This window comes from Bacillus thuringiensis, from assembly GCF_001455345.1.
GTDB classification, from domain to species: Bacteria; Bacillota; Bacilli; order Bacillales; family Bacillaceae_G; genus Bacillus_A; species Bacillus_A thuringiensis_N.
The window spans coordinates 2,626,582-2,648,032 of sequence record NZ_CP013274.1 but is presented as its reverse complement, the minus strand read 5'-3'; the positions used below and the strand labels follow the sequence as shown (position 1 = coordinate 2,648,032).

Here is a 21,451-nt window from a genome sequence, read left to right as displayed (position 1 = left end):
AAGTAAAGTGGTGAGAATAATGAAAATTCTAATATATATATTGATGCTTTGCTTGTTTATAACTGGATGCAGTATTGGAAAAAAAGATAATCCAAACGAAAAGCCAGAACAAAAAAATGTTTCGACGAAAAATGTTAATTATACGAACAAATCAAATAAGCCAAATGAAAAAGCAGCGGACCATTTAGCATCTTTAGCCGCGAGTGTGCCAGGAGTGAATGATGCGACAGCTGTAGTAGTCGGCAAATATGCAATTGTAGGTATAGACGTAAAAGCAAAACTTGATCGAACTCGTGTTGAATCAATTAAATACTCTGTTGCAGAAAGTTTAAAAAATGACCCTGACGGTGCTAATGTAGTCGTTGTAGCAGATGTTGATACGTATGAACGCCTCAAACAAATTGGAAAGCAAATAAAAAAAGGTAAAACAGGTGAAGGTATATTAGATGAATTAGCGGCTATTGTGGGCCGAGTAATGCCACAAGTTCCAAATGATATGATAGAAAATAGAGAAACGAATCCAATTAAAGATAATGATAAACAATTACCCAAAGATGAAGAACAAGAGTTAAGAAAAGAACAGGATGATCAATCAAATAATCATTTGAATAAATGAAATTAGCCTCGTACTTAATTGTACGAGGTTTTTAAATATAATATTAAATATTCAGTTTATTTTTAAGGGAATATATGGTTTAATTATGATGGGAGGGACAACTGTTATGATGAAAAAAAGCGCATGTATATTGTTTAGTTTATGCTTAGGTTTCAGTATGACAGCGTGTGAACAGAGAAAAGAAGTGAAAAATCAAACAGCAACTTCTTCTACTGTGATGGAAAGGCAACAGAAAGAGTCTATCAATATAAATCATTTCTCGAACATAAATGAAGGAATGACTTATACAGAAGTGAAAGATTTAATTGGTTTTGAAGGGGATTTACTTATAGAAGAAGGGGTAGCGCATTCTACACAAATTAAACAAATTTTTGCTTGGAAAGGAAACGATCCAAATTCATTTGTTGAAATTACCTTTTTAGATGGAAAAGTGCATTCAAAAGCACAGCAAGGTATAAGTTAATAAGCTAAAAAATGGGAGAGTTTAGCATGAACATACACACAGGGGAAATTCAATTAGTTCCGTATAAGGAGAAATATAAAGAAGTTATACAAACATTTACTTTACCAAGTGAACAAGTTCAGTTTACATCAGATCCAAGCGCATTACTGGAGAAAGCAAAAAGTGATCGTACAAAAAATGTGATTGTTATTTTAGATTACAATGGGGTACCGGTGGGTCTTTTCGCATTGCAAACAGGAGATAGAGTAAAGGAGTTCACAGATAATGAGGATGCTTTACTTTTAACGTCATTTTCTATTAATCACAATAGACAAAAAAAGGGATACGCTAAAAAGTCATTGTTATTATTAAAAGAGTTTGTAAAACGTTATTTTCCAATAAAAAATGAAGTTGTACTTGCTGTGAATGAAAGAAATATTCCTGCACAAAATTTATATGCAAAAGTCGGCTTCCAAGATAAAGGTTTTAGAAGAATGGGACCAATTGGCCAACAAATAATAATGCATTTACCTATAATGAAATAATGAGATAGAAAACTTACTCTTGAATATTCATGTAGTAGGTTTTTTTATTTTAACAATATATAATATATGTATATAAAAGGAAACAGAAATGAAGGATATAAAATTGAAACAAGATAGAAAATGGAATATCGCTGGAGGAAGAGTGATTAAAACTGGGATTGCAGTTTTTCTTACAGTGTTAGTTTGTAATTTTTTTAACCTCCCAACTATTTTTGCTGTAATAACAGCAATTGTTACAATTGAACCAACTGCAACAGACTCAATAAAAAAAGGACTTATTCGCTTTCCGGCCTCAACAATTGGATCTGCATATGCCATGACTTTCACATTTTTCCTAGGTCATCAAGCAATTTCTTATGCATTAGCTGCGATGTTTACGATCGTTACATGTCAAAAACTAAGGTTACACGCGGGAACTTTAGTCGCAACTTTAACTGCTGTAGCTATGATTCCAATTACGGCAGATCATTATTTTACTGCATTTTTAATTCGTTTAGCTACTACATCTACTGGTATTATAGTATCTACTTTAGTGAATTTTTTCATTTTTCCTCCCCACTACACGAAAACGATTTTTGGATGTACAGAGGATCTATTTGCTAAAACAGCAAATATTATAGAAGAATGGATTACTGCATTAGTTGCAGGAAGAGGTATGAAAAAGGAGACTGCTCAGGATCTATCTAAATTGACTTTATTATTGCATAAGGCGATACAATTTGTTCAATATGAGCAGAAAGATTGGAAATATCATCAACATACAAAGAAGGAAATGAGAAATTTTTTAACGATGCAGAAGCAACTTCATATATTACAGCAAATCATTTACCATATAGATAATTTAGCTCGAGTGTCAATTGAGACTTGTGACTGGTCACAAAGGGAAAAGGAAATATTACAACAAACAATTCATTCTATAATTGCTATATTGAGAAACCATTGTAATGAAATTAATGAGGAACATTTTAAACTTTTTGCTGAATTAGACAAGCAATTTTGGAGTTATAAAAATGATTTAAAAGATTATAAACCAAATCATTATCATCACCATTTTTTAAGTGAATCTATTATTTTATTTGAGGTATTATCTATTCATGATATGTTAGAAGAATTAAAACAAATATCCGAGAAATATGAGTAGGAAAATCGATTCAATTGATAAGTTCATTTTATTGTGGGGGAATAATATGACAATTTATATTGCATTACTAAGAGGAATCAATGTTGGTGGACATAAAGTAATTAAAATGGCTGATTTAAAACGAGTGTTTGAATCAATAGGGTTAAAACAAGTGAAAACATATATACAAAGTGGTAATATTGTGTTCGAATCTGAGGAAGGTATAAACTTTCTAAAGGACCGAATACAATCTGAAATAAAAAAAGAATTTGATTTCGATGTTCCAGTCATGCTAAGAACACATGATGAATTTATAAATATTATTAAACAATGTCCGTATGAAGTTCATTTATTGTTAGAAGGAGAAAGTGTTCATGTTGCTTTTTTAGCTAATGTACTTTCTGAAGAAGAGAGTAGTCAATTGCTTACATTTAAAAGTGAACTTGAAGATTGCTATATAGATGAGAAAGTTGTGTATTTATTTTTCAAAAATACCATTCGAAATTCTAAATTAATGAACCAGTTTCAGAAGTTGCATACACCAGCTACAGTAAGAAATTGGCGGACTGTAAATAAATTAAAAGCGATAGTTGAGGGTATGTAAATATAAAAAGATGAGATTTTCTATATATAGAAAATCTCATCTTTTTATTTATATTGTTTTCCGACTATAAGTTCGACAATGGGATAAATAAAGAATGAAGAACAAAGTGCGATAAAGAGAGGAAGGTTCTTTATTTCATCGAGTAATAGGAATGCAAATCCTTCTGATAATATTAAAATAAAAAACATAAGGCATATAAGTGCAAAATAAGCGATTTTAAAGCTTTTATATTGAATTTGTTGTCCCATTTCATCTTTGCTTTCTTCGGATACTCCATTTGGATCTCCCCAAGTAATTTGATTAATTAAATTACCAAGTATTAACGAAAAAGCGAATATTGTTCCTCCCAAAATCGAACCTTCTGTTACATATTTATATGCGCCATGTATGAGGACTCCGATTAATGAAAAAACGATAATCATGAAAATAAATTTTTTATGCTTCAATTTAGAAATGACACCTCCATAGTTGTAAAAAACTCTTTACATTAATAGTATAAAATTGGAAAAGTTCTATGTCAAATACTTTTTACATAAAGGGCGAGAATATGATATTTTGTTTTTAAGATTAATAAAAAATTACATTACATTTGAATGTAAAAGAATGGGCTCGCATATATTTGGAAGGGATGTCAGATTAATTTAGGGGGTAGTTATGTCTATTCTTTTAAAAGCTGGTGCTGATGCAGGAAATAACGGTTTGAAGTTAATGGTGAAAGGGCAAGACCCTATTTTTATTCCGAGTATATATTCTTTATATATAGGAGAGCCTACAGGACTCTTAGATGAGGGAGATGTTTCATTATCTGAATTAGAAAATCACATTGACGTGACCATTAGTTCTCCATCGTTAATGTTAAATAATGTACGGTATATCGTTGGAGAAAAAGTAATTCAAGATCAATTAAAAGGTACTGAAGTAGAGAAGAAATCGAATAAGTCAACGGATGAGTTAATGGTTATTACAATTCTATCAGGCTTAGCGGTAAGTGCTATGCGTCAAAGTCCAACTTCTAGTCATATTAACATTCGATATGATTTATCTGTTGCTCTTCCTATGCAACTTATTACGCAAGAAATAGCTGCGGAAAATGCAAAGCGTTATATGGGTAACCATAAAGTTGTGTTCCATTATCCAAATGGACGTGATGTGACAATTAATATTTCTATCGAATATTGTAAATGTCTACCTGAGGGCGCTTCTGGGACGTGGGGCATTGTATACGATGAAGAAGGCAATGTTGTGAAACATAAAATAGAATGTGAACAAAATCAAGTTTCTGAAATTGATTTTGTTGATAAAACATTATTATCTTTTGATATTGGAGCAGGGACTACAGAAGAAGTAGTTTCACTAGGTGTAAACTTTAGACCACAACTAAGTAAAGGCTTATCATACGGCGTGAAAGAAACATTACTACAAATTATTACGAGATGGAACCGGAAGTATCCAACAAAGACGATTGATAGCATTACAGAATTCAATCAAATTTATTTAAATGATAAACACCCTAGAAATGCATTACTAGTTGAAGAATCACAACCAGCATTATTAGGTTTAGCAGCACGTGTCGCAACGGATATTATAAACAAAATTGATGATATGAAAGACGATCCATACGTGTTTATTTATGGCGGGGGCGCAGTTATCATTAAAAATAGCTTGAAAATGATTTTAAAACAAAAAGGGCGTTTGACAAATGTGATCTTTGTAGATAATCCATTATTTACAAATGCACGTGGTTTATTAGTATACACTTGTTCACCAAAATATAGAGAGCATAAGCAAAAAGAGTTAGGATTTACAAACTTAACGATAAGTTAGTTGGTGGAATCATGCGATCTAGGCGATATAAACGTGGTGATCGAGTGAAAATCAATATTCATAAATCAGTATCACCTGAAATGCTTGCATGGCTGAATAAACAATCAAACCCAACCAATTTCTTTTTCTTTGCAGCGCAGCAACTCTTTAAACAAGTAGGAGATATTGATGTGTCGAAAGCTATACCAAGCAGCCATGTTTTCTCATTATACGTAGAGCCATCATCCTTATTAAAGGTCGAAGTTAATCCTTTTAAAAACGTACCACTAGAAGCAAATAAATCCACCGATAATATAAAAAAAAAATCATGGGAAGCTGTTGATCAATTAGATTGTCCGTTTTTTTAAACATAGAAAAATATAAGTATTGCCCATCACTATACATACGGATACAGTGATGGGCTTTTTAAATGTAACAAATAGAAGGGACACAAATTACGGTGTGCCTCTTCTATTTGTTATTTATCTATACTTTAGATGTATGCTCAGTAACAGTATAAATTATGTCTTCCCAATCATCAGGATGATTTTCATGTCCTGCACCTTCAAGGGTTAATAGAGCTGAGTTAGGAATTTCATCAATAATTGCAAGACCATGTTCAAAAGGGAGTGCAGTATCGTCTGTTCCGTGAATGACTAATGTCGGTGCTTGTATGGAGTGAAGCACACCTTCATATGCATCATCTCCTTGAAGTAGAGCGTGATTAAACATACTTAATAAATTGTTAGCTCGCTGTATTTCTTGTTTGACTTGATTATAGACTCTTTTTTCATCAAATTTTCTTTTTGATCCACATAATAGACGAGATCCTGAAACCAAATATTCCGCTACAACATTTTCATTTGTCCAATCTAGATGCACGCCATTTGCGTGATGTGTTAAAATTCTTTCATCCATCGGAGGTAAATCGCGCGTGTTATTGTCAGAACCTATCACACTTGTAGCTAATAATGTTAACGATAAAATTCTTTCGGGATGTTTTACAGCAGCAATTTGAGCAATCATACCACCTAATGACATACCAAATAGATGTGCTTTGTCAATATGATAAGCATCTAGTACCCCAATTGAATCTTCAGCCATATCTGTAACTGTATAATTGGAAGTTCCAGGTTCATATGCAACAGAGCGTCCCACATCACGGTTATCATAACGAATAACAAATTTCCCGCTGTTAGCCAACTGTTCACAAAATTCTTCATCCCAATAAACCATTGAACACGTAGCCCCCATAATTAATAAAATAGCTGGATTTCTAGGATCCCCAAAGCTTTCTGTACATATATCAATTCCGTTTATTTTAAATATCTTTTCAGTCATAGAGTTCTCTCCATTTCTTTTGAATTTAATTAAAAATACAATTTTGAATAACTCAAAGGTGTTTGTAAGATTTGCTTAGTTTCTTACATAATTACCCCCAAAAATAAGTTTATGATAATTCAAGGCAAAAAATTTTGAGAAATATTTGTATGTTATTAAAATAAACAGCAAGGAGGAGAGGAAATGAAAGTGATTGTTATAGATCAATATGGTAGTGTTGAAGAATTAAAAGAAAGACAAGTTTTAAAACCGATTGTTAAGAATAACGAGGTATTAATACGTATTTTCGCAACATCTGTTAATCCTGTTGATTGGAAAATAAGAAAAGGAGACTTACAAGAACAATTGCACTTTTCATTTCCAATCATTTTAGGATTAGATGTAGCTGGTGTTATTGAAGAAGTTGGGGAAGATGTAGATTGTTTCAAAATAGGAGATAAGGTGTTTACGAAACCTGAAAATATAGGGAAAGGCTCTTATGCTGAATTCATATCAGTAAAATCAGATTTAGTATCCTATATGCCTACTAACCTAAGTTTCGAACAGGCAGCTTCGATTCCTCTTGCAGGACTTACAGCGCGGCAAAGTCTTGTGGATTATGCAAAAATAAAAGAACATGACCGAGTGCTCATTCATGCTGGAGCTGGTGGAGTTGGAAGTTTAGCAATCCAAATCGCCAAATCATTTGGAGCTTTTGTTGCTACGACTGCGAGTAGTAAGAATGAAGAGTTTTTAAAATCTTTAGGGGCAGATTTTGTTATTGATTATAAAAAAGATAAATTTGAAGAATTACTATCAGATTTCGATATTGTATTAGATACAATAGGTGGTGAAGTACAAGAAAAAAGCTTTCAAATTATTAAGCCTGGTGGTACATTAGTTTCGATTGTTCATGAGCCAATTCAAAAAGTAAAAGGGATAAAATCAGGGTTTTTATGGCTGAAACCAAACGGAAAGCAATTGGAAGAATTATCAGATTTAATTGTAGATGGAAAAATTAAACCTATTGTTAGTAAGATTTTGCCGTTTAATGAAGAAGGAATTAGAGAAGCTCATATTTTGAGTGAAGGTAAACATGTTAGAGGTAAGATTGTAATGAAAATCATTTAGCATACTTCAACATTTCATTTTACCCCAAAATAAAAATATTTTGGGGTATTTACTTGTTAGCTTACAAGGATTGTGCATATGTTTTTAAAGTTTATAGTTTCTTATTGTATCATGTAATTTCTCTAAACCAATCAACATATCTTTTTCATTTAACATAGAATAGCTAATCCTGAATTGGTTATTATTTATATCGTTATGTAATAGACAAGCTGTTCCTGGTAAAAAAGACACATCTACTTCATTTGCTTTTTGTAATAAAGTAAAAGGATCTATCGAATTAGAAAGTGCAATCCATAAATTAAAGCCACCATTTGGAATTTCAAAGTTTATTTCCTTAAGTGGTGATAACATATCAATAGTTATATCACGTCTAATTTGTAAAGCTGTACGTAATTTTTCTAAATGATTTTTCATTCGTTCTGCACGTAAAAACGGTAGAAGTGCTTTTTGTGTTAATAAAGGGCTACCGATATCCATTGAACCTTTTACAGCATATAACCATTCAAAAATAGGACCATCGGCAATAAGTGCTGCGATACGCAGTCCTGGTGCTAACGTTTTACTAAATCCTTTTATATATATTACGTGGCCGTTTGTATCAAAATTTTTGATAGGAAGGGGAACAGTCGCACCCTCAAAATATATTTCTCCGAAAGAATCATCCTCAATTATAAAAAACTCATATAGCTCTGCTAGTTCTATAAGTTCCATTCTCCGTTCTTTACTCATTACTGTTCCTGTTGGATTCTGAAAAGTTGGATTCGTATACAATAAAACAGGATTTTTACTTTGACAAATATCATCGATTAAGTCGGAACGAACTCCATGATTATCAAGAGAAACAGGTATAATTTGAGCACCTTTATTGATGAAAATATCAAGTGCAGCACTGTAACACGGACTTTCCACTAATACAATATCACCAGGTTTTAATAATGTTTGAGCAATTAAATCAATTCCTTGTTGTGCTCCGCTTGTAATTAATAATTGAGATGGGTCTGTCACTAATTTCTGGTGTTCATTTAAGTAATTTACTATTTCAACCCGCAGTTCATAATCGCCTTGAACTGGCCCATAAGTTGCTAGAATCATCTGGTCTTTATTAAGTATTTTATGCATTTCGTTTGCCAAGAATGGATTTGGCAATAAACGAGGATATAAAATCGCTTGTGAAAAATCGTAATATTTCCGGTGCTGAGTCATTGCATATTGAGATCGCATAACATTAATCGTTTTTGTTTGTTGCCATTTATACGGAATTGGTTTGAAATCTTTCTTTACATGTTTATGTATATAAGCACCTTTCCCTTGCTCAATACGTATATAATCTTTCTTTTCTAATTGCTTATACGCCTTACGAACAGTTAATAAGCTAATCTGTAAATCTTCAGCTAAAGAACGTAAAGATGGAAGTGAGTCACCATGTGAAAGCATGCCACTTTGTACTCTGTCAATAATTTGCATATATATTTGCTGGTAATACGGTATGTTGGATTCTTTACGAAGGACAATCTTCATGGTTTCACCTTTTTCGTTTTTATTTAATTAAAGCGAAAAATATATATAGAATCAACTATGATTTTAGGTAACTGTTATATACATAGATACACTGTTATACACCATACCTTCTATACTCATGTTAAGAGTAAAAAGGAGGAAGAAAAATGGTCATTTTCAATTATATTTTAGTATGTATTATTTTCGGAACAACATTTTTAACGATAAAAATCGGAATTGAAGCAGGAGCGCCCCCATTATTTTCAGCAGGAATTCGTTTCTTGTTAGCAGGAGTAATTCTGATGATTATATTTAAGTTGAAGCGAAAAAAAATTATGCCACATGTATTTTCGAAACGTATTATGTATGCTGGTTTTTGTTTAACGTTCATGACATTCGCATCATTGTACTGGGCGGAACAATATATTTCTTCAGGGTTAGCTGCTGTGCTATCTGCTACGGGACCGATGATAATTTTGTTGTTACAGGCAAAAAGAAATAAGACAAAATTACAAAAGGAACAACTGCTAGCTTTAATTATTGCACTAATAGGTGTTGTTTTTGTTTCTTTACCTGGAATGCACCAAGAAATAAGCTTCATATGGAGTATTGCTTGTTTTGTTTTAATAATAGGAGAGATATTTTACGGAATAGGTTCTATTCGTTCAAAAGAAATACTTTCGGATTTACAAAGTGTATCACCATTTCTCATTAATGGTATTCAAATGTTTTATGGAGGAGCTTTACTACTAATCGTATCCTTCATAGTAGAACAGCCGAATGTAACTGTATTAGCTTCATGGAGTGTACAGTGGCCTATTTTATATCTCATCTTTATCGGATCAATTGGTGGGCACGGATTATATTATTGGCTTTTATCAAAAACAAATCCTGTATTCCCGTCAACGTGGTTATATGTATCACCACTAATTGCTATTATAGTTGGATACGTCATATTAGGAGAACCTTTAAACTCTACAATGGGAATAGGTGCTTGTTTTATCTTGGTTGGTGTATTTTTAGCTAATCGATCCACACTCCGGACTTATTTTAAACAAGGGAGATTATTTGAGAAGGAAATGTAGTTGCATAAAGAAGCCGCCCTGTATATAAGGGCGGCTTTCATTTTATTAACGATACGGATTGACTTTATTTATTGGCAAGGCGTAATATTATTAAGCTATATGAAAGAGAACTGTAAAAGAGGGGAGTTATTATGAAAATAAATTGGACTGAAGTAAAGGGGAAAATTCGACCACAAATTTCAAAACCATCATATGAAACTTGGTTTACTAATACTACTGTTTATTTAGAGGAGGATATATTAACAATTTATTGTCCGAATGAATTTGCGCGTGACTGGTTAGAATCTCATTACAAAGAATTAGTATTTAATACTCTAAGAGAAATGTATAATACAACGTTTGAAATTCAGTTTGATCTATGTAATGGCGAACCATCTATGTTGAAAGATGTTCAAAAAGAAAGGCTAAATAGCTGGGATGAAGTAAAGAAAGTATTAAGACCAAAAGTAGCGGAGAAAACATTTATGACATGGATTAGAAATACAAATGCTACAATAGAAGATAATAAATTAATAATCTGTTGTGAAGATGCGTTTCATCGTGATTTGCTTGAAGGGGAGTATAAAAATATAATTTCAAGTACCGTACAGAAAATTACAAATGAAGAATATCAAATTTGGTTCGAAATAGAATCAAACGCTACTTCTATAGCACAGGCTCATCACGTGCACCATAATCATCGCACTTCCGGACAAGAGGAATCCAGTACAATTTGGAATAAAATAAAAGCTAAAATACAATTAACAATTTCGAGACCATCATATGAAACATGGGTCAAAGAAACGACAGCCAGAATAAATGAAAATTCATTGATCATTTATTTTAAAAATGAATTTCAACAAGAGTGGGTTAAAAAGTCTTATAAAGATTTAATTTCGCAAATAGCTAAAGAAGTAACTGGAAATACATATGAACTTCAATTTGAATTAAAATCAAATACAAATACAACTAGTAATGATGAAAAATCAAGATCAACTATTAAAGATATCATTTCCGAATTAGGGGAGCAGTACAACGTCTCAAATGATAATTTAAAATATAATGATGTAGACGAGAGCAATAAGCGCATTCAAGCCTTAGAAGAAAAAATAATGAACTTGGAAAAAGTCATTGTTACATTAGTGGCAAATTTAGAGGTAGTAAAATCAAAAACACAGTTGGAAAAATAACCAACTGTGTTTTTTTACTTAATTTGCTTTTTTTATAAACCCTTTATAATGACGTTTTACAAGCTGACTTTCTAATGTTTTCATTGTTTCAAGTGCTACACCGACGATGATCAGTAAGCTTGTACCACCAATTTGTGCTGAGGGTGGTAATGTAGCAATCTTTGTGAATACGAGCGGTAAAATTGAAATTGCACCTAAGAAAATTGCACCGATAAATGTTAAACGGTATAAAATTTTAGTTACATATTGTTCTGTTGATTTACCAGGACGAATACCAGGTACATATCCATTTTGCTTCTTCAAATTCTCTGCCATTTGTTCAGGATTTACTTGAATAAATGCGTAGAAGTATGTGAAAGCAACGATAAGACCGACATAAAGTGTCATTCCAATTGGATGTGCAAAATCAAGATTTGCAACTAACCATTTTGATACGCTTGAATCAGGGAAGAGCTGCGCAATTGTACGCGGCGTCATTAAAAATGCAGAAGCAAAGATAACTGGTATAACACCAGCACTATTTACTTTAAGCGGTAAATGAGTGTTTTTTGCTCCTTGATATTGATTGTTTCCTGAAACAGCTTTTGCATATTGGATCGGTATTTTACGTACAGCTTGTTGAATGTAAATAACACCAACAACTATCGCTAAAATTACGAGACCAATTAAAACTATCTTTATGATGTGCATGAATAATTGATCGCCTGCATTTTGAAATTGTTGTAAATAAATTTGGTTCGCAACATTTGGAATCGCCGCAACAAGTCCTGCGAAGATAATCATCGAAATACCATTACCAACGCCATTAGCGGTAATTTGTTCACCTAACCAAAGTAAAAATGCAGTACCTGCAGTTAAAACTGTCGCAATAAATAAGTATGTAGTCCAGCTTTGATCTGTAATTAATTGTCCACCTGCTATATTATTAAAACCATAAGACATCCCAATGGATTGTATGAATGCGAGAATGATTGTAAAGTATCGAGTGAATTGAGCTGATTTCTTACGGCCCATTTCTCCTTGCTTTGCCCATTCCGAAAATTTAGGTACAACGTCCATTTGTAGTAATTGCACTATGATGGAAGCTGTAATATATGGTGTGATACCTACAGCAAAGATTGAGAAATGCTGCAGTGCTCCTCCGCCAAAGACGTTTAGCATACCTAAAACGTTAGCTTGATCTTGTACTTTTAATACCTCTGCGTTAGTATGAGGAACTGGAATAAACGTGCCAATTCGAAAAACAATTAGCATCGCTAGTGTAAAAAGAATTTTGTTTCTTATCTCAGCTACTCTCATGAAATTTGAAATCGTACGAAACATTATGTCGCCTCCTATATTTTTATCAGTTTAAAACTGATTATTATATCCCGATGAAGTAACCACAAACCTCCTTCCGCACTAAATTCATTTGACAAATGGATTTACATACATTTTGTAGTTTTCAAGGATATAAAAATATAAGTTTTTTTAGCGACCTATAAACTTTTCATAATCATTCAATACACATAATATATCGAATAAATTAACAAATGTACATACATACGCATGAAAAATGAGTGAATGGAGGCATTTTTTACATTTATTTCATGATAAATTGATAAGACATGTTATGAATGGAGTAGATAGTTATAAAGGGGCTGATATATATGAAAGTGACTATAAAAAAATTACCACCATTAGAAGTGGCATATATAAGATGAACTGGTAGTTATTTTGAACCACAAGATCACTGGGGAAAGTTGTTGAACTGGTCAATTGAAAATAAACTTTATCCACCAGAGCAATCATTTATCGGAATTTCATTAGATAATCCTGATATTGTTGCAAGTCATATGTGCCGACATGATGCTTGCGTTACCATACCTGAAGACTTTAAAAAAGTACAACATCAGGATGTGCAATTTAAAAGTGTAGATGGAGGTCTATACGCTCTATACCAGTTCTCATAAATTAAGTGCTGCATATCAATACATATATGCAGAGTGGCTACTAAATAGTGAATATGCTGCAGATTATGATAGAGATAATTTAGAGTTTTGCTTAAATAATGTAGCGGAAGATCTAGAAGGAAAGTTAAAGGTTGATTTATTTGTGCTAATTAACAAAGTACCAATAAATATTATTTCAAATAAGTAGTATGTTTCTTTCTAGCATTATCTTAACTATATTTTTTATTTGCTAATCAAATAGTAACGGAGGATACCAGTGTACTAGATGATGCATTTTTAAAAGGTTATTGGGTAGAGAAATCATTAAATAAACAATTAAATGAGACGAGCATATACTAATAAATGACACAATGCATAATTTATAATCGTATTTGAAGAGCACCTTAAAGTGCTCTTTTTTTTATTGAAACTCATGTACATATATAAGTTGTTCTTTATTTGTATTATCGCCCTTACATTATGTAATTTTGCATAATGTTACATAAATTGTGTATTTTCCCTTTTTTTCGACAGAGACAGGCAGTATACTTTGTACAAGCTTTCTATTTCAAAATTATACGAGGTGAAAAAATGAAAAACAAAAAGACATTAACTAAGGTAGCATTAACAACAGGTTTAGCTTTAACAGCAGTAGCACCATATGGGGTAGGGCATGCAGAGGAAACAGATCAACTACAAGTTCAAATTCAGGAGGAATCATTCCGTTCAGGTGAACTTACACAACCGTCACAAAAGGCACCAGAGAATGTAGTAAAAGATGCTCTTAAGGAGAAAACAGAACAAGCCCTTTCTTCAAAGCAAGTCAATGGAGAAACTGGAGTAGATTATAAAGTTCTTCAAAAACGTGATTCATATGATGGGACTACGCTTGTACGTATACAGCAAACATATGAAGGAAAAGAAGTATATGGCCATCAATTAACTGCACACGTAGATAATAACGGTGTTATTAAAAGTGTTTCAGGTGATAGCGCGCAAAATTTAAAACAAGACGAATTGAAAAAACCTATCAATCTATCAAAAGATGAAGCGAAACAATATATTTATACGAAGTACGGGAACGATATCAATTTTATTTCTGGGCCAGAAGTTAAGGAAGTTATTTTTGTTGATGAAAATAATGGACAAGCTAGCAATGCATACCAGGTTACATTTGAAGCTGCAACACCAAACTATGTTTCCGGAACTTATTTAGTAAATGCACAAAATGGTGATATGTTAAAAAATATGGTGCAAGAATCTAACTTGAAAGCTAGTGAAAAATTAGTTGGAGCTTTAAAGAAAAATAAAAAAAGCAGTCTTACATCATTAACGGGCACTGGAAAAGATGATTTAGGGATCTCTCGTTCATTTGGTATTTCTAAACAAAGTAATGGCAAATATGCTCTTGCTGATTATACAAGAGGGCAAGGAATTGAAACATATGATGTGAATTACAGAGATATTACTAAAGAAGAAAGCTATTATCCTGGTACATTAGCAACTAGTACTTCGACAGCATTTAACGATCCAAAAGCAGTAAGTGCTCATTACTTAGCAACAAAAGTATTTGATTTTTATAAAGAGAAATATAAGCGTAATAGTTTTGATAACAAGGGGCAAAAGGTAGTTTCAGTTGTACATGCTTGGGATTCTGGAGATACAAATGATCCGAAAAATTGGCAGAATGCGTTAAGTGCGAATAATGGTAGTATGCTTGTATATGGAGATCCAATCGTCAAAGCATATGATGTAGCTGGCCATGAATTTACACATGCTGTTACTTCTAGTGAATCTAATCTTGAATATTACGGTGAATCTGGTGCGATTAATGAGGCGCTATCTGATATTATGGGAACATCTATTGAGAAATACGTAAATAATGGAAGCTTTAACTGGACGATGGGAGAACAAACTGGATCTGTCTTCCGTGATATGGAAAACCCGGCTTCTGTTCCATCTTCACTTGGAGTACCTTATCCAGATGATTACAGTGAATTTAACGATTTTAATGGATGGGATCAAGGTGGCGTTCATTTTAATTCAAGCATTATTAATAAAGTTGCGTATCTCATTGCAAAAGGCGGAACTCATAACGGTGTAACTGTTAAAGGAATTGGTGAAGATAAAATGTTTGATATCTTCTATTACGCAAATACAGATGAGTTAAACATGACTTCTAATTTTAAAGAATTGAGATCAGCATGTATTCGAGTGGCAACTAATAAATATGGTGCGAATACAGCTGAAGTTCAAGCAGTTCAAAAAGCATTTGATGCAGCAAAAATTAAGTAAGTTAGAAACATGGTTATCATTCATATATTAATACATTATAAAAAACAGCTAACGTCCTTTTAAGGATATTAGCTGTTTTTTACGTAACTATACATTAGTAAAAATAAACTTACTAAGCAATAATTAGGCTAGGTATCTTCAATAAGTTGCGACAAATATAAAAGGTTTAAAATCTACAAAAACAGAAAATTAATAATATATTGACCTCTTAATAGAAATTACTATAAAATGAAAGCGATAACAAACGATTGCTTTAAAATGATTTCCCTGATCTTTTAGTATTTACAAATATATGCAGACATAAATAAATCTATTTTTTTAAACATTAATGCAAACGTTTTCGTATTAAAAGATCATTGAAATACATATGTGAAAATAGCCAATATGGGGGTGCAGTAAAAGAGAGTTCTAGATTAATTTAAGTAGTGTAATTTAGTACGAGCATAATAAATTGTACGTACTATTTAAAGAAAGGGTGTATGTGGTGCAAATGATAAAAAGATTAATTAACAAATCAGTTTTATTACTTACTATAATCGTTATGTTTTCCTCAGTTTTCTCTTTTCAAAGTGTAAAGGCAGTTTCAACTTCGAAAACAACTGAAGTTACCATTCATTACAAAGAACAGTCTGGAAATACAAAGGATTGGAACCTTTGGTTATGGGGAGAAAATGCGAATGGTAAATCATATGAATTTACTGGTGAAGATGAATTTGGAAAGTACGCTAAGATTAATATAAATGATGAATATGACCGTGTAGGATTTATCATTCGTACGAATGAGTGGGAAAAAGATGGTGGCGATCGTTGGATTGAAAATATAAAGGACGGTCGTGCTGAAGTATGGATTCTTTCTGGTGACGATAAAGTATATAATTCTAAGCCTTCTTCGGATCTCTCAATTCAAAAAGCAACTATTGATAGTTTCAATGAAATTACTGTAACGACTAATGTGCCGTTTCATATTAAGGAACGGAAAATTGAAATTGAAGGCATTAAAATTAAGAATATTAGTCCTTATGATATAAACAGTGGAAATATTACTAATAAGGTTAAAATAATTACGGAGCAGGAAATTGATTTAAAACAGACATACAAAGTTAAAATCGAAAACGTAGCCGATACGTATACCGAAATCGGTAAAGTCATTCGTAGTGAGGCGTTTGATCATTCATTTTATTATGATGGTAACGATTTAGGTAATATATATACACCACAACATACAAAATTCCGTGTATGGGCTCCTACTGCGAGTGAAGTGAAGTTAGTTACATATAAAAAATGGAACGATAAAATAGGTACTGAAATAAACATGCAACAAGGCGAAAAAGGCACTTGGAAATCAGAACTTAAAGGGAACCAAAAAGGACTCTTTTATACGTATAAGGTGAAAATTGGTGATAAGTGGACTGAAGCAGTTGATCCGTATGCACGCGCTGCTTCTGTAAATGGAGATAAAGGTGCAGTTGTTGATTTAGAAGAAACAAATCCGAAAAAATGGAAAGGAAATAACAAGCCAAAATTTAACAACCCAGAAGATGCTATTATTTATGAATTGCATGTACGTGATCTTTCTATTCAGCCCGAAAGTGGTATTAAACAGAAAGGAAAATATTTAGGGGTAACAGAAAAAGGAACAAGAGGGCCTGAAGGTGTAAAAACAGGACTTGATCATATGAAAGATCTTGGTGTTACGCATGTTCAGCTTTTACCGATATTTGATTATGCTTCAGTAAATGAAGAGAATTTAAATGAACCACAGTATAACTGGGGATATGATCCGAAAAATTTCAACGTTCCAGAAGGATCCTATTCTACAAATCCATATGAGCCAACTGTTCGAATAACTGAATTAAAGCAAATGATTCAAACACTGCATGATAATAATCTTCGTGTTGTAATGGATGTAGTATATAATCACATGTATAATGCTGCTGAATCTAATTTTCATAAGTTAGTTCCAGGTTATTATTACCGTTACAATGAAGACGGAACACTTGCAAATGGAACTGGAGTAGGAAATGATACTGCTTCAGAACGAAAAATGATGAGGAAATTTATGATAGATTCCGTCACATACTGGGCAAAAGAATACAATTTAGATGGATTCCGTTTTGATTTAATGGGTATTCATGATTATGAAACGATGAATGAAATACGTAAAGCTGTTAATCAAATTGACCCTTCTATTATACTGCATGGAGAAGGTTGGGATTTAAATACACCTCTTGCACCTGAGTTGAAAGCAAATCAAAAAAATGCAGAGAAAATGAAAGGGATTGCTCATTTTAACGATAATATACGTGATGGATTGAAAGGTAGTGTATTTGAAGAGAAAGAAAGCGGCTTTGTAAATGGAAAGGAGAACATGGAAGACCGTATTAAAAAAGGTATTACAGCAGGCATTGACTACGATGTGAATTTGTCTACTTATCAAGATCCAGAGCAGGTGCTAACTTATGTGGAAGCGCATGATAATCATACATTATGGGATAAACTTGAGTTGACTAATCCAAGTGACAGTGAAGAAGTGCGAAAACAAATGCATAAAGTATCTTCTTCGATTTTATTAACATCACAAGGTATTCCATTCTTACATGCGGGACAAGAGTTTATGCGCACGAAATATGGTGATCATAACAGTTACAAATCTCCAGATTCAATTAACCAGATGGACTGGTTGCGCCGTGCAACGTTTAATAATGAAGTAGATTATATGAAGGGCTTAATAGAATTACGCAAAAAGTACTCAGCTTTTCGAATGACATCTGCAGAACAAATTAAAAAACAAATATCTTTTATTGATGCTCCCAAAAATGTTGTGGCTTATTCAATAGATGGAAAGGGCAATGAGAATAAAAACGAATACTTTATAGTGGCTCATAATGCAAATAGGGAATCCGTTGAAATAGCGCTTCCATCGAAAGGTCCATGGAAAGTACTAGTAGACGGTAAACAGGCAGGTAGTAAAACACTTTACGTTGTCCATGATAATAAAATTAAAGTCCCTGCATTAAGTTCACTAGTTTTAAAAACAGAGAAACCAATTAAATAAATGCCGAAAGTGGAGGAAAGGTTGTTTTCATTTCGCTTTTAAAATTAAAATAGTATAATTTCACATACTGTAATTATATTACAATTTAATAAACAAAAAAGAGAAGAACTTACCAAGGTTCTTCTCTTTTTTATGTGTAATTATCGTTTCCGTAGTTATAGATATAAGAGTTTATAAATATAGCAAAAGGCAAGACGATGAACCTATTTACAAAGTGACGAAAAAATGACAAAACTGTAAGAATGCACGAATGTTTGTAAGGAAATTCGATGTTTTCCTTTTTCTTTTTTTATTAAAGTGAAAAAGAAGAAAGCGATGTCATAAGAAGTTTTTATTTCTAGATGAGTACAATAACCAAAACTATTCATGTAATGAAAGTATATGGCATTCAGTAAAACACCTTACTAAAAGGAGGGATTTGAAATGTCTTTTTCTCAATTCAATATTGATATTTTTCGAGCAATTAATGATTTAGGTAAACAATATTCATTCCTAAACCCGGCCATCGTATTTTTGGCAGAATATATGGTATATATTTTTGCTTTAATTATTTTAGCTTATTGGTTTACTGGGTCTAGAAAAAGTAGAATGATAGTTATTCAAGCGATGGTTGCTTTTGTAATTGCTGAGGTAATCGGGAAAATAGCAGGGGAATTCCATCTAAATTATCAACCGTTTGCAGTATTGCCTGATGTTAATAAACTTGTCGACCATGCTGTAGATAATTCATTTCCTAGTGACCATACGATTCTCTTTTTTTCAATTTGTTTTTCGTTTTGGCTTGTTCGTAAAAGAACTGGATGGCTATGGCTTATACTTGCACTTTGTGTAGCAATCTCACGTATTTGGGTTGGGGTTCATTATCCTTTTGATGTTGCAATAGGGGCTTTAATAGGATGTGTTTCAGCGGTATTTTCGTATTGGTTAATACCGAAATTATCTTTTATTAGGCAATTACTTACTCAATATGAAAGAGTAGAGAAACATGTTTTACCATCCAAAAACAAATCAAAGGGATTTTGAGTATACAAGTATGTGAGTCTTTTGAATTAACAAATGGCATTACATTAAATCGTCTTGGAGGTCATTTTAAAGGAAGAACTGTTTTACACTGGAAAGTTGGAAATTATATTAAGGCATTTTGCTAACAGGTGATATTTTTCAAGTGATTGCCAACTGTCAGTGAGTGAGTTTCATGTACAGTTATCTACATCCACTGCTAGTAAAGCAAAATAGCTGACGGATATAGTAAAAGGGCTACCATTCAACCGTATTTATAATGCTTTTCATCGAGTCGTGTCAAAGCATGTGGACCTTGCTGTTCAGAAGTCAGCAGATCGATACATAAAAGCACTGCAGGGAACACTTTTTAATACATGAGATGTTTCAATATTATCTATAGATATCTGTAAGAAATAAAAATAAATAGATAAGTTTAGAGCATGTTATTATCATTTTTTAAAACATGCTCTTTGTATTTAAAGTAACACCAGCATTACTGACACGTACAAGTTATCAACAATCTTTATGTTGAAAGAATCTTAGTGTACGAATGTTGGTACTACCCCCTACTTAGTAATCTCACAATTTAAGACCTGTCATTGGATAAGTGCGGGGCGTTCAATCGATTTTGAATAAAATTGATAGTATCAGTTGCAATTTTTTTACGTTTAAGAACTATCCCGGCATGCCCACATGTATAAATATATTGTGTAGGCCTTTCCCAAGATTCCCACAAGTAGTCTGTATCCTCAGAATGCACATATAGATCGTGCTTACCTGAAATTAATAAAATATTTTCTTTTTGTACTTTTGGTAATGCTTGACTCGGTTCAGTGATTTTCCAATAATCTATTAAGTCATCATACGTAATACCATGATATTTTAAGTCTTCTCTAATAAATTTACCCGGAATTGTATTCCAAATAGAATAAGAAAGTCGATTTGCATAGAAAATGGATGCTAACACATCAATTTCTTCTTCAACAAGAGAGGTTAAGTTAGTAATAAATCCACCTAAACTAATTCCTATTAGAATCAGGGGAACATTTTTATTTGCTTTAATCCATTTAATCAAAGCCCGTAAATCAGTTACCGCTTGTCTAGTTGCTTGTACTGTTCGTTCAATATTTGCACTTACCATATACTCTCCACTGAATAAGGATTGATCGGGTTTTCTTTCAAAATGATAGGGTAGAGTGAAATAATACATATTCCACTTTAGAGTGGTCATATGATCGTGGAATATTTTTTTTACACGTTCGTTAGAATCCATTCTCCAACCGTGAACAAAGATAACATGAGGTGCATTTTCATTTTTATGTAAGAATAATTCCCCAGTTACAGAGTCGTTGCGTGAATCACCGGATTGAACCGAGCTTTTATATTTGAATTGCCCAACCATGTATTCATTTTTTTGCTTTAAATGCTTAATGTCAAAATGAATATAGGATGGTTTTACTTTATAAAAAGATTCTATGTCCTTTATATTTAATGAAGTGTTAGAAAGGGAAGTATACTGAAACGCTACACTTCTTTTTTTGTGTAAATCATATAAGGCGTACCGATCAATGAGTTTTGAAAAAATCAAATTAACCTCCTCCCAAATACATATTGTTTAAAATATAGACAAAATTTATGTTTTAAATTAATTAAGAAATATTCTCTTTTCCTAATAGTAGGTGCTTGAATTATAAGAACAGGTGATAAATTTGTATATTATAAAGCTTACAATAAAATAAAACTATAAATATATACTAAAATTTAAGAAGTAAGTTAATATTCATATCCACATAAAAGAATGTTAAATTGTTTCTTTTCTTATTAAAAGATGTAATT

The 21,451-nt window shown here is 32.4% G+C and carries 18 protein-coding genes and 1 pseudogene; 14 read left to right on the top strand and 5 right to left on the bottom strand.

Going from position 1 to position 21,451, the window contains the following annotated elements:
- The first annotated feature begins 19 nt into the window (after positions 1–19).
- The 5 genes from ATN06_RS13775 (at position 20) to ATN06_RS13755 (ending at position 3,327) form a co-directional block, all read left to right on the top strand.
- The gene (locus tag ATN06_RS13775; RefSeq protein ID WP_060631103.1) at positions 20–616 is read left to right on the top strand and encodes a YhcN/YlaJ family sporulation lipoprotein; all 597 of its coding nucleotides are present in this window, start codon (positions 20–22) and stop codon (positions 614–616) included.
- A 106-nt stretch (positions 617–722) separates the two neighbouring features.
- Positions 723–1,079: a hypothetical protein gene (locus ATN06_RS13770; RefSeq protein WP_060631102.1), complete on the top strand. Its 357-nt coding sequence runs from the start codon at positions 723–725 to the stop codon at positions 1,077–1,079.
- Positions 1,080–1,090: 11 nt separating this feature from the next.
- Entirely contained in the window at positions 1,091–1,603 is a 513-nt protein-coding gene (locus tag ATN06_RS13765; protein WP_140350506.1) for a GNAT family N-acetyltransferase, read from the top strand.
- A gap of 103 nt (positions 1,604–1,706) precedes the next feature.
- Positions 1,707–2,744 carry an aromatic acid exporter family protein gene (locus ATN06_RS13760; protein WP_060633142.1) on the top strand — a complete coding sequence of 346 codons (1,038 nt, stop codon included), beginning with the start codon at positions 1,707–1,709 and terminating at the stop codon, positions 2,742–2,744.
- A 46-nt stretch (positions 2,745–2,790) separates the two neighbouring features.
- Positions 2,791–3,327 carry a DUF1697 domain-containing protein gene (locus ATN06_RS13755; protein WP_060631100.1) on the top strand — a complete coding sequence of 179 codons (537 nt, stop codon included), beginning with the start codon at positions 2,791–2,793 and terminating at the stop codon, positions 3,325–3,327.
- 44 nt (positions 3,328–3,371) lie between these two features.
- Here ATN06_RS13755 and ATN06_RS13750 read toward each other — a convergent pair whose 3' ends face one another.
- Positions 3,372–3,773, bottom strand: coding sequence for a hypothetical protein (locus tag ATN06_RS13750; RefSeq protein WP_088116188.1), 402 nt, complete (start codon positions 3,771–3,773; stop codon positions 3,372–3,374).
- 208 nt (positions 3,774–3,981) lie between these two features.
- On the opposite strand from ATN06_RS13750, the gene ATN06_RS13745 reads away from it, so the two are divergent.
- Together ATN06_RS13745 and ATN06_RS13740 are read left to right on the top strand one after the other, a co-directional pair.
- Positions 3,982–5,151, top strand: a complete 1,170-nt coding sequence (locus tag ATN06_RS13745) for a ParM/StbA family protein (protein ID WP_060631099.1) — start codon at positions 3,982–3,984, stop codon at positions 5,149–5,151.
- An 11-nt stretch (positions 5,152–5,162) separates the two neighbouring features.
- Complete coding sequence (locus ATN06_RS13740) at positions 5,163–5,498, top strand: hypothetical protein (protein ID WP_001257753.1); 336 nt, start codon at positions 5,163–5,165, stop codon at positions 5,496–5,498.
- A gap of 118 nt (positions 5,499–5,616) precedes the next feature.
- Here ATN06_RS13740 and ATN06_RS13735 read toward each other — a convergent pair whose 3' ends face one another.
- Positions 5,617–6,471, bottom strand: a complete 855-nt coding sequence (locus ATN06_RS13735; protein WP_060631098.1) for a BCA family alpha/beta fold macrolide esterase — start codon at positions 6,469–6,471, stop codon at positions 5,617–5,619.
- Positions 6,472–6,654: 183 nt separating this feature from the next.
- Between ATN06_RS13735 and ATN06_RS13730 the strand changes: the two genes are divergently transcribed.
- Positions 6,655–7,581 carry an NADP-dependent oxidoreductase gene (locus ATN06_RS13730; protein WP_060631097.1) on the top strand — a complete coding sequence of 309 codons (927 nt, stop codon included), beginning with the start codon at positions 6,655–6,657 and terminating at the stop codon, positions 7,579–7,581.
- Positions 7,582–7,665: 84 nt separating this feature from the next.
- On the opposite strand, the gene ATN06_RS13725 is transcribed toward ATN06_RS13730, so the two are convergent.
- A complete protein-coding gene (locus tag ATN06_RS13725; RefSeq protein WP_060631096.1) occupies positions 7,666–9,099 on the bottom strand; it encodes a MocR-like pyridoxine biosynthesis transcription factor PdxR in 1,434 nt (477 codons plus the stop codon).
- Positions 9,100–9,245: 146 nt separating this feature from the next.
- Between ATN06_RS13725 and ATN06_RS13720 the strand changes: the two genes are divergently transcribed.
- Positions 9,246–10,163, top strand: a complete 918-nt coding sequence (locus tag ATN06_RS13720; RefSeq protein WP_060631095.1) for a DMT family transporter — start codon at positions 9,246–9,248, stop codon at positions 10,161–10,163.
- 131 nt (positions 10,164–10,294) lie between these two features.
- Positions 10,295–11,332: a DnaA N-terminal domain-containing protein gene (locus ATN06_RS13715; RefSeq protein WP_060631094.1), complete on the top strand. Its 1,038-nt coding sequence runs from the start codon at positions 10,295–10,297 to the stop codon at positions 11,330–11,332.
- Positions 11,333–11,350: 18 nt separating this feature from the next.
- Here the strand turns inward: ATN06_RS13715 and secY are convergent, their stop codons facing one another.
- Positions 11,351–12,655 (bottom strand): preprotein translocase subunit SecY, encoded by a 1,305-nt coding sequence (gene secY / locus ATN06_RS13710; protein ID WP_060631093.1) that lies wholly within the window; start codon positions 12,653–12,655, stop codon positions 11,351–11,353.
- Between the two features lie 326 nt (positions 12,656–12,981).
- Here secY and ATN06_RS13705 point away from each other — a divergent pair.
- The 4 genes and pseudogenes from ATN06_RS13705 to ATN06_RS13690 all read left to right on the top strand — a co-directional run bounded on the left by ATN06_RS13705 (position 12,982) and on the right by ATN06_RS13690 (position 19,636).
- Positions 12,982–13,471, top strand: a pseudogene (locus ATN06_RS13705) (AraC family transcriptional regulator).
- Between the two features lie 383 nt (positions 13,472–13,854).
- A complete protein-coding gene (locus ATN06_RS13700; protein ID WP_060631092.1) occupies positions 13,855–15,558 on the top strand; it encodes a M4 family metallopeptidase in 1,704 nt (567 codons plus the stop codon).
- A 484-nt stretch (positions 15,559–16,042) separates the two neighbouring features.
- Positions 16,043–18,613 (top strand): type I pullulanase, encoded by a 2,571-nt coding sequence (gene pulA, locus ATN06_RS13695; RefSeq protein ID WP_060631091.1) that lies wholly within the window; start codon positions 16,043–16,045, stop codon positions 18,611–18,613.
- 423 nt (positions 18,614–19,036) lie between these two features.
- Positions 19,037–19,636 carry an undecaprenyl-diphosphatase gene (locus ATN06_RS13690; protein WP_060631090.1) on the top strand — a complete coding sequence of 200 codons (600 nt, stop codon included), beginning with the start codon at positions 19,037–19,039 and terminating at the stop codon, positions 19,634–19,636.
- A 565-nt stretch (positions 19,637–20,201) separates the two neighbouring features.
- Here the strand turns inward: ATN06_RS13690 and ATN06_RS13685 are convergent.
- A complete protein-coding gene (locus tag ATN06_RS13685; RefSeq protein ID WP_060631089.1) occupies positions 20,202–21,203 on the bottom strand; it encodes an alpha/beta hydrolase in 1,002 nt (333 codons plus the stop codon).
- Positions 21,204–21,451: the final 248 nt, after the last annotated feature.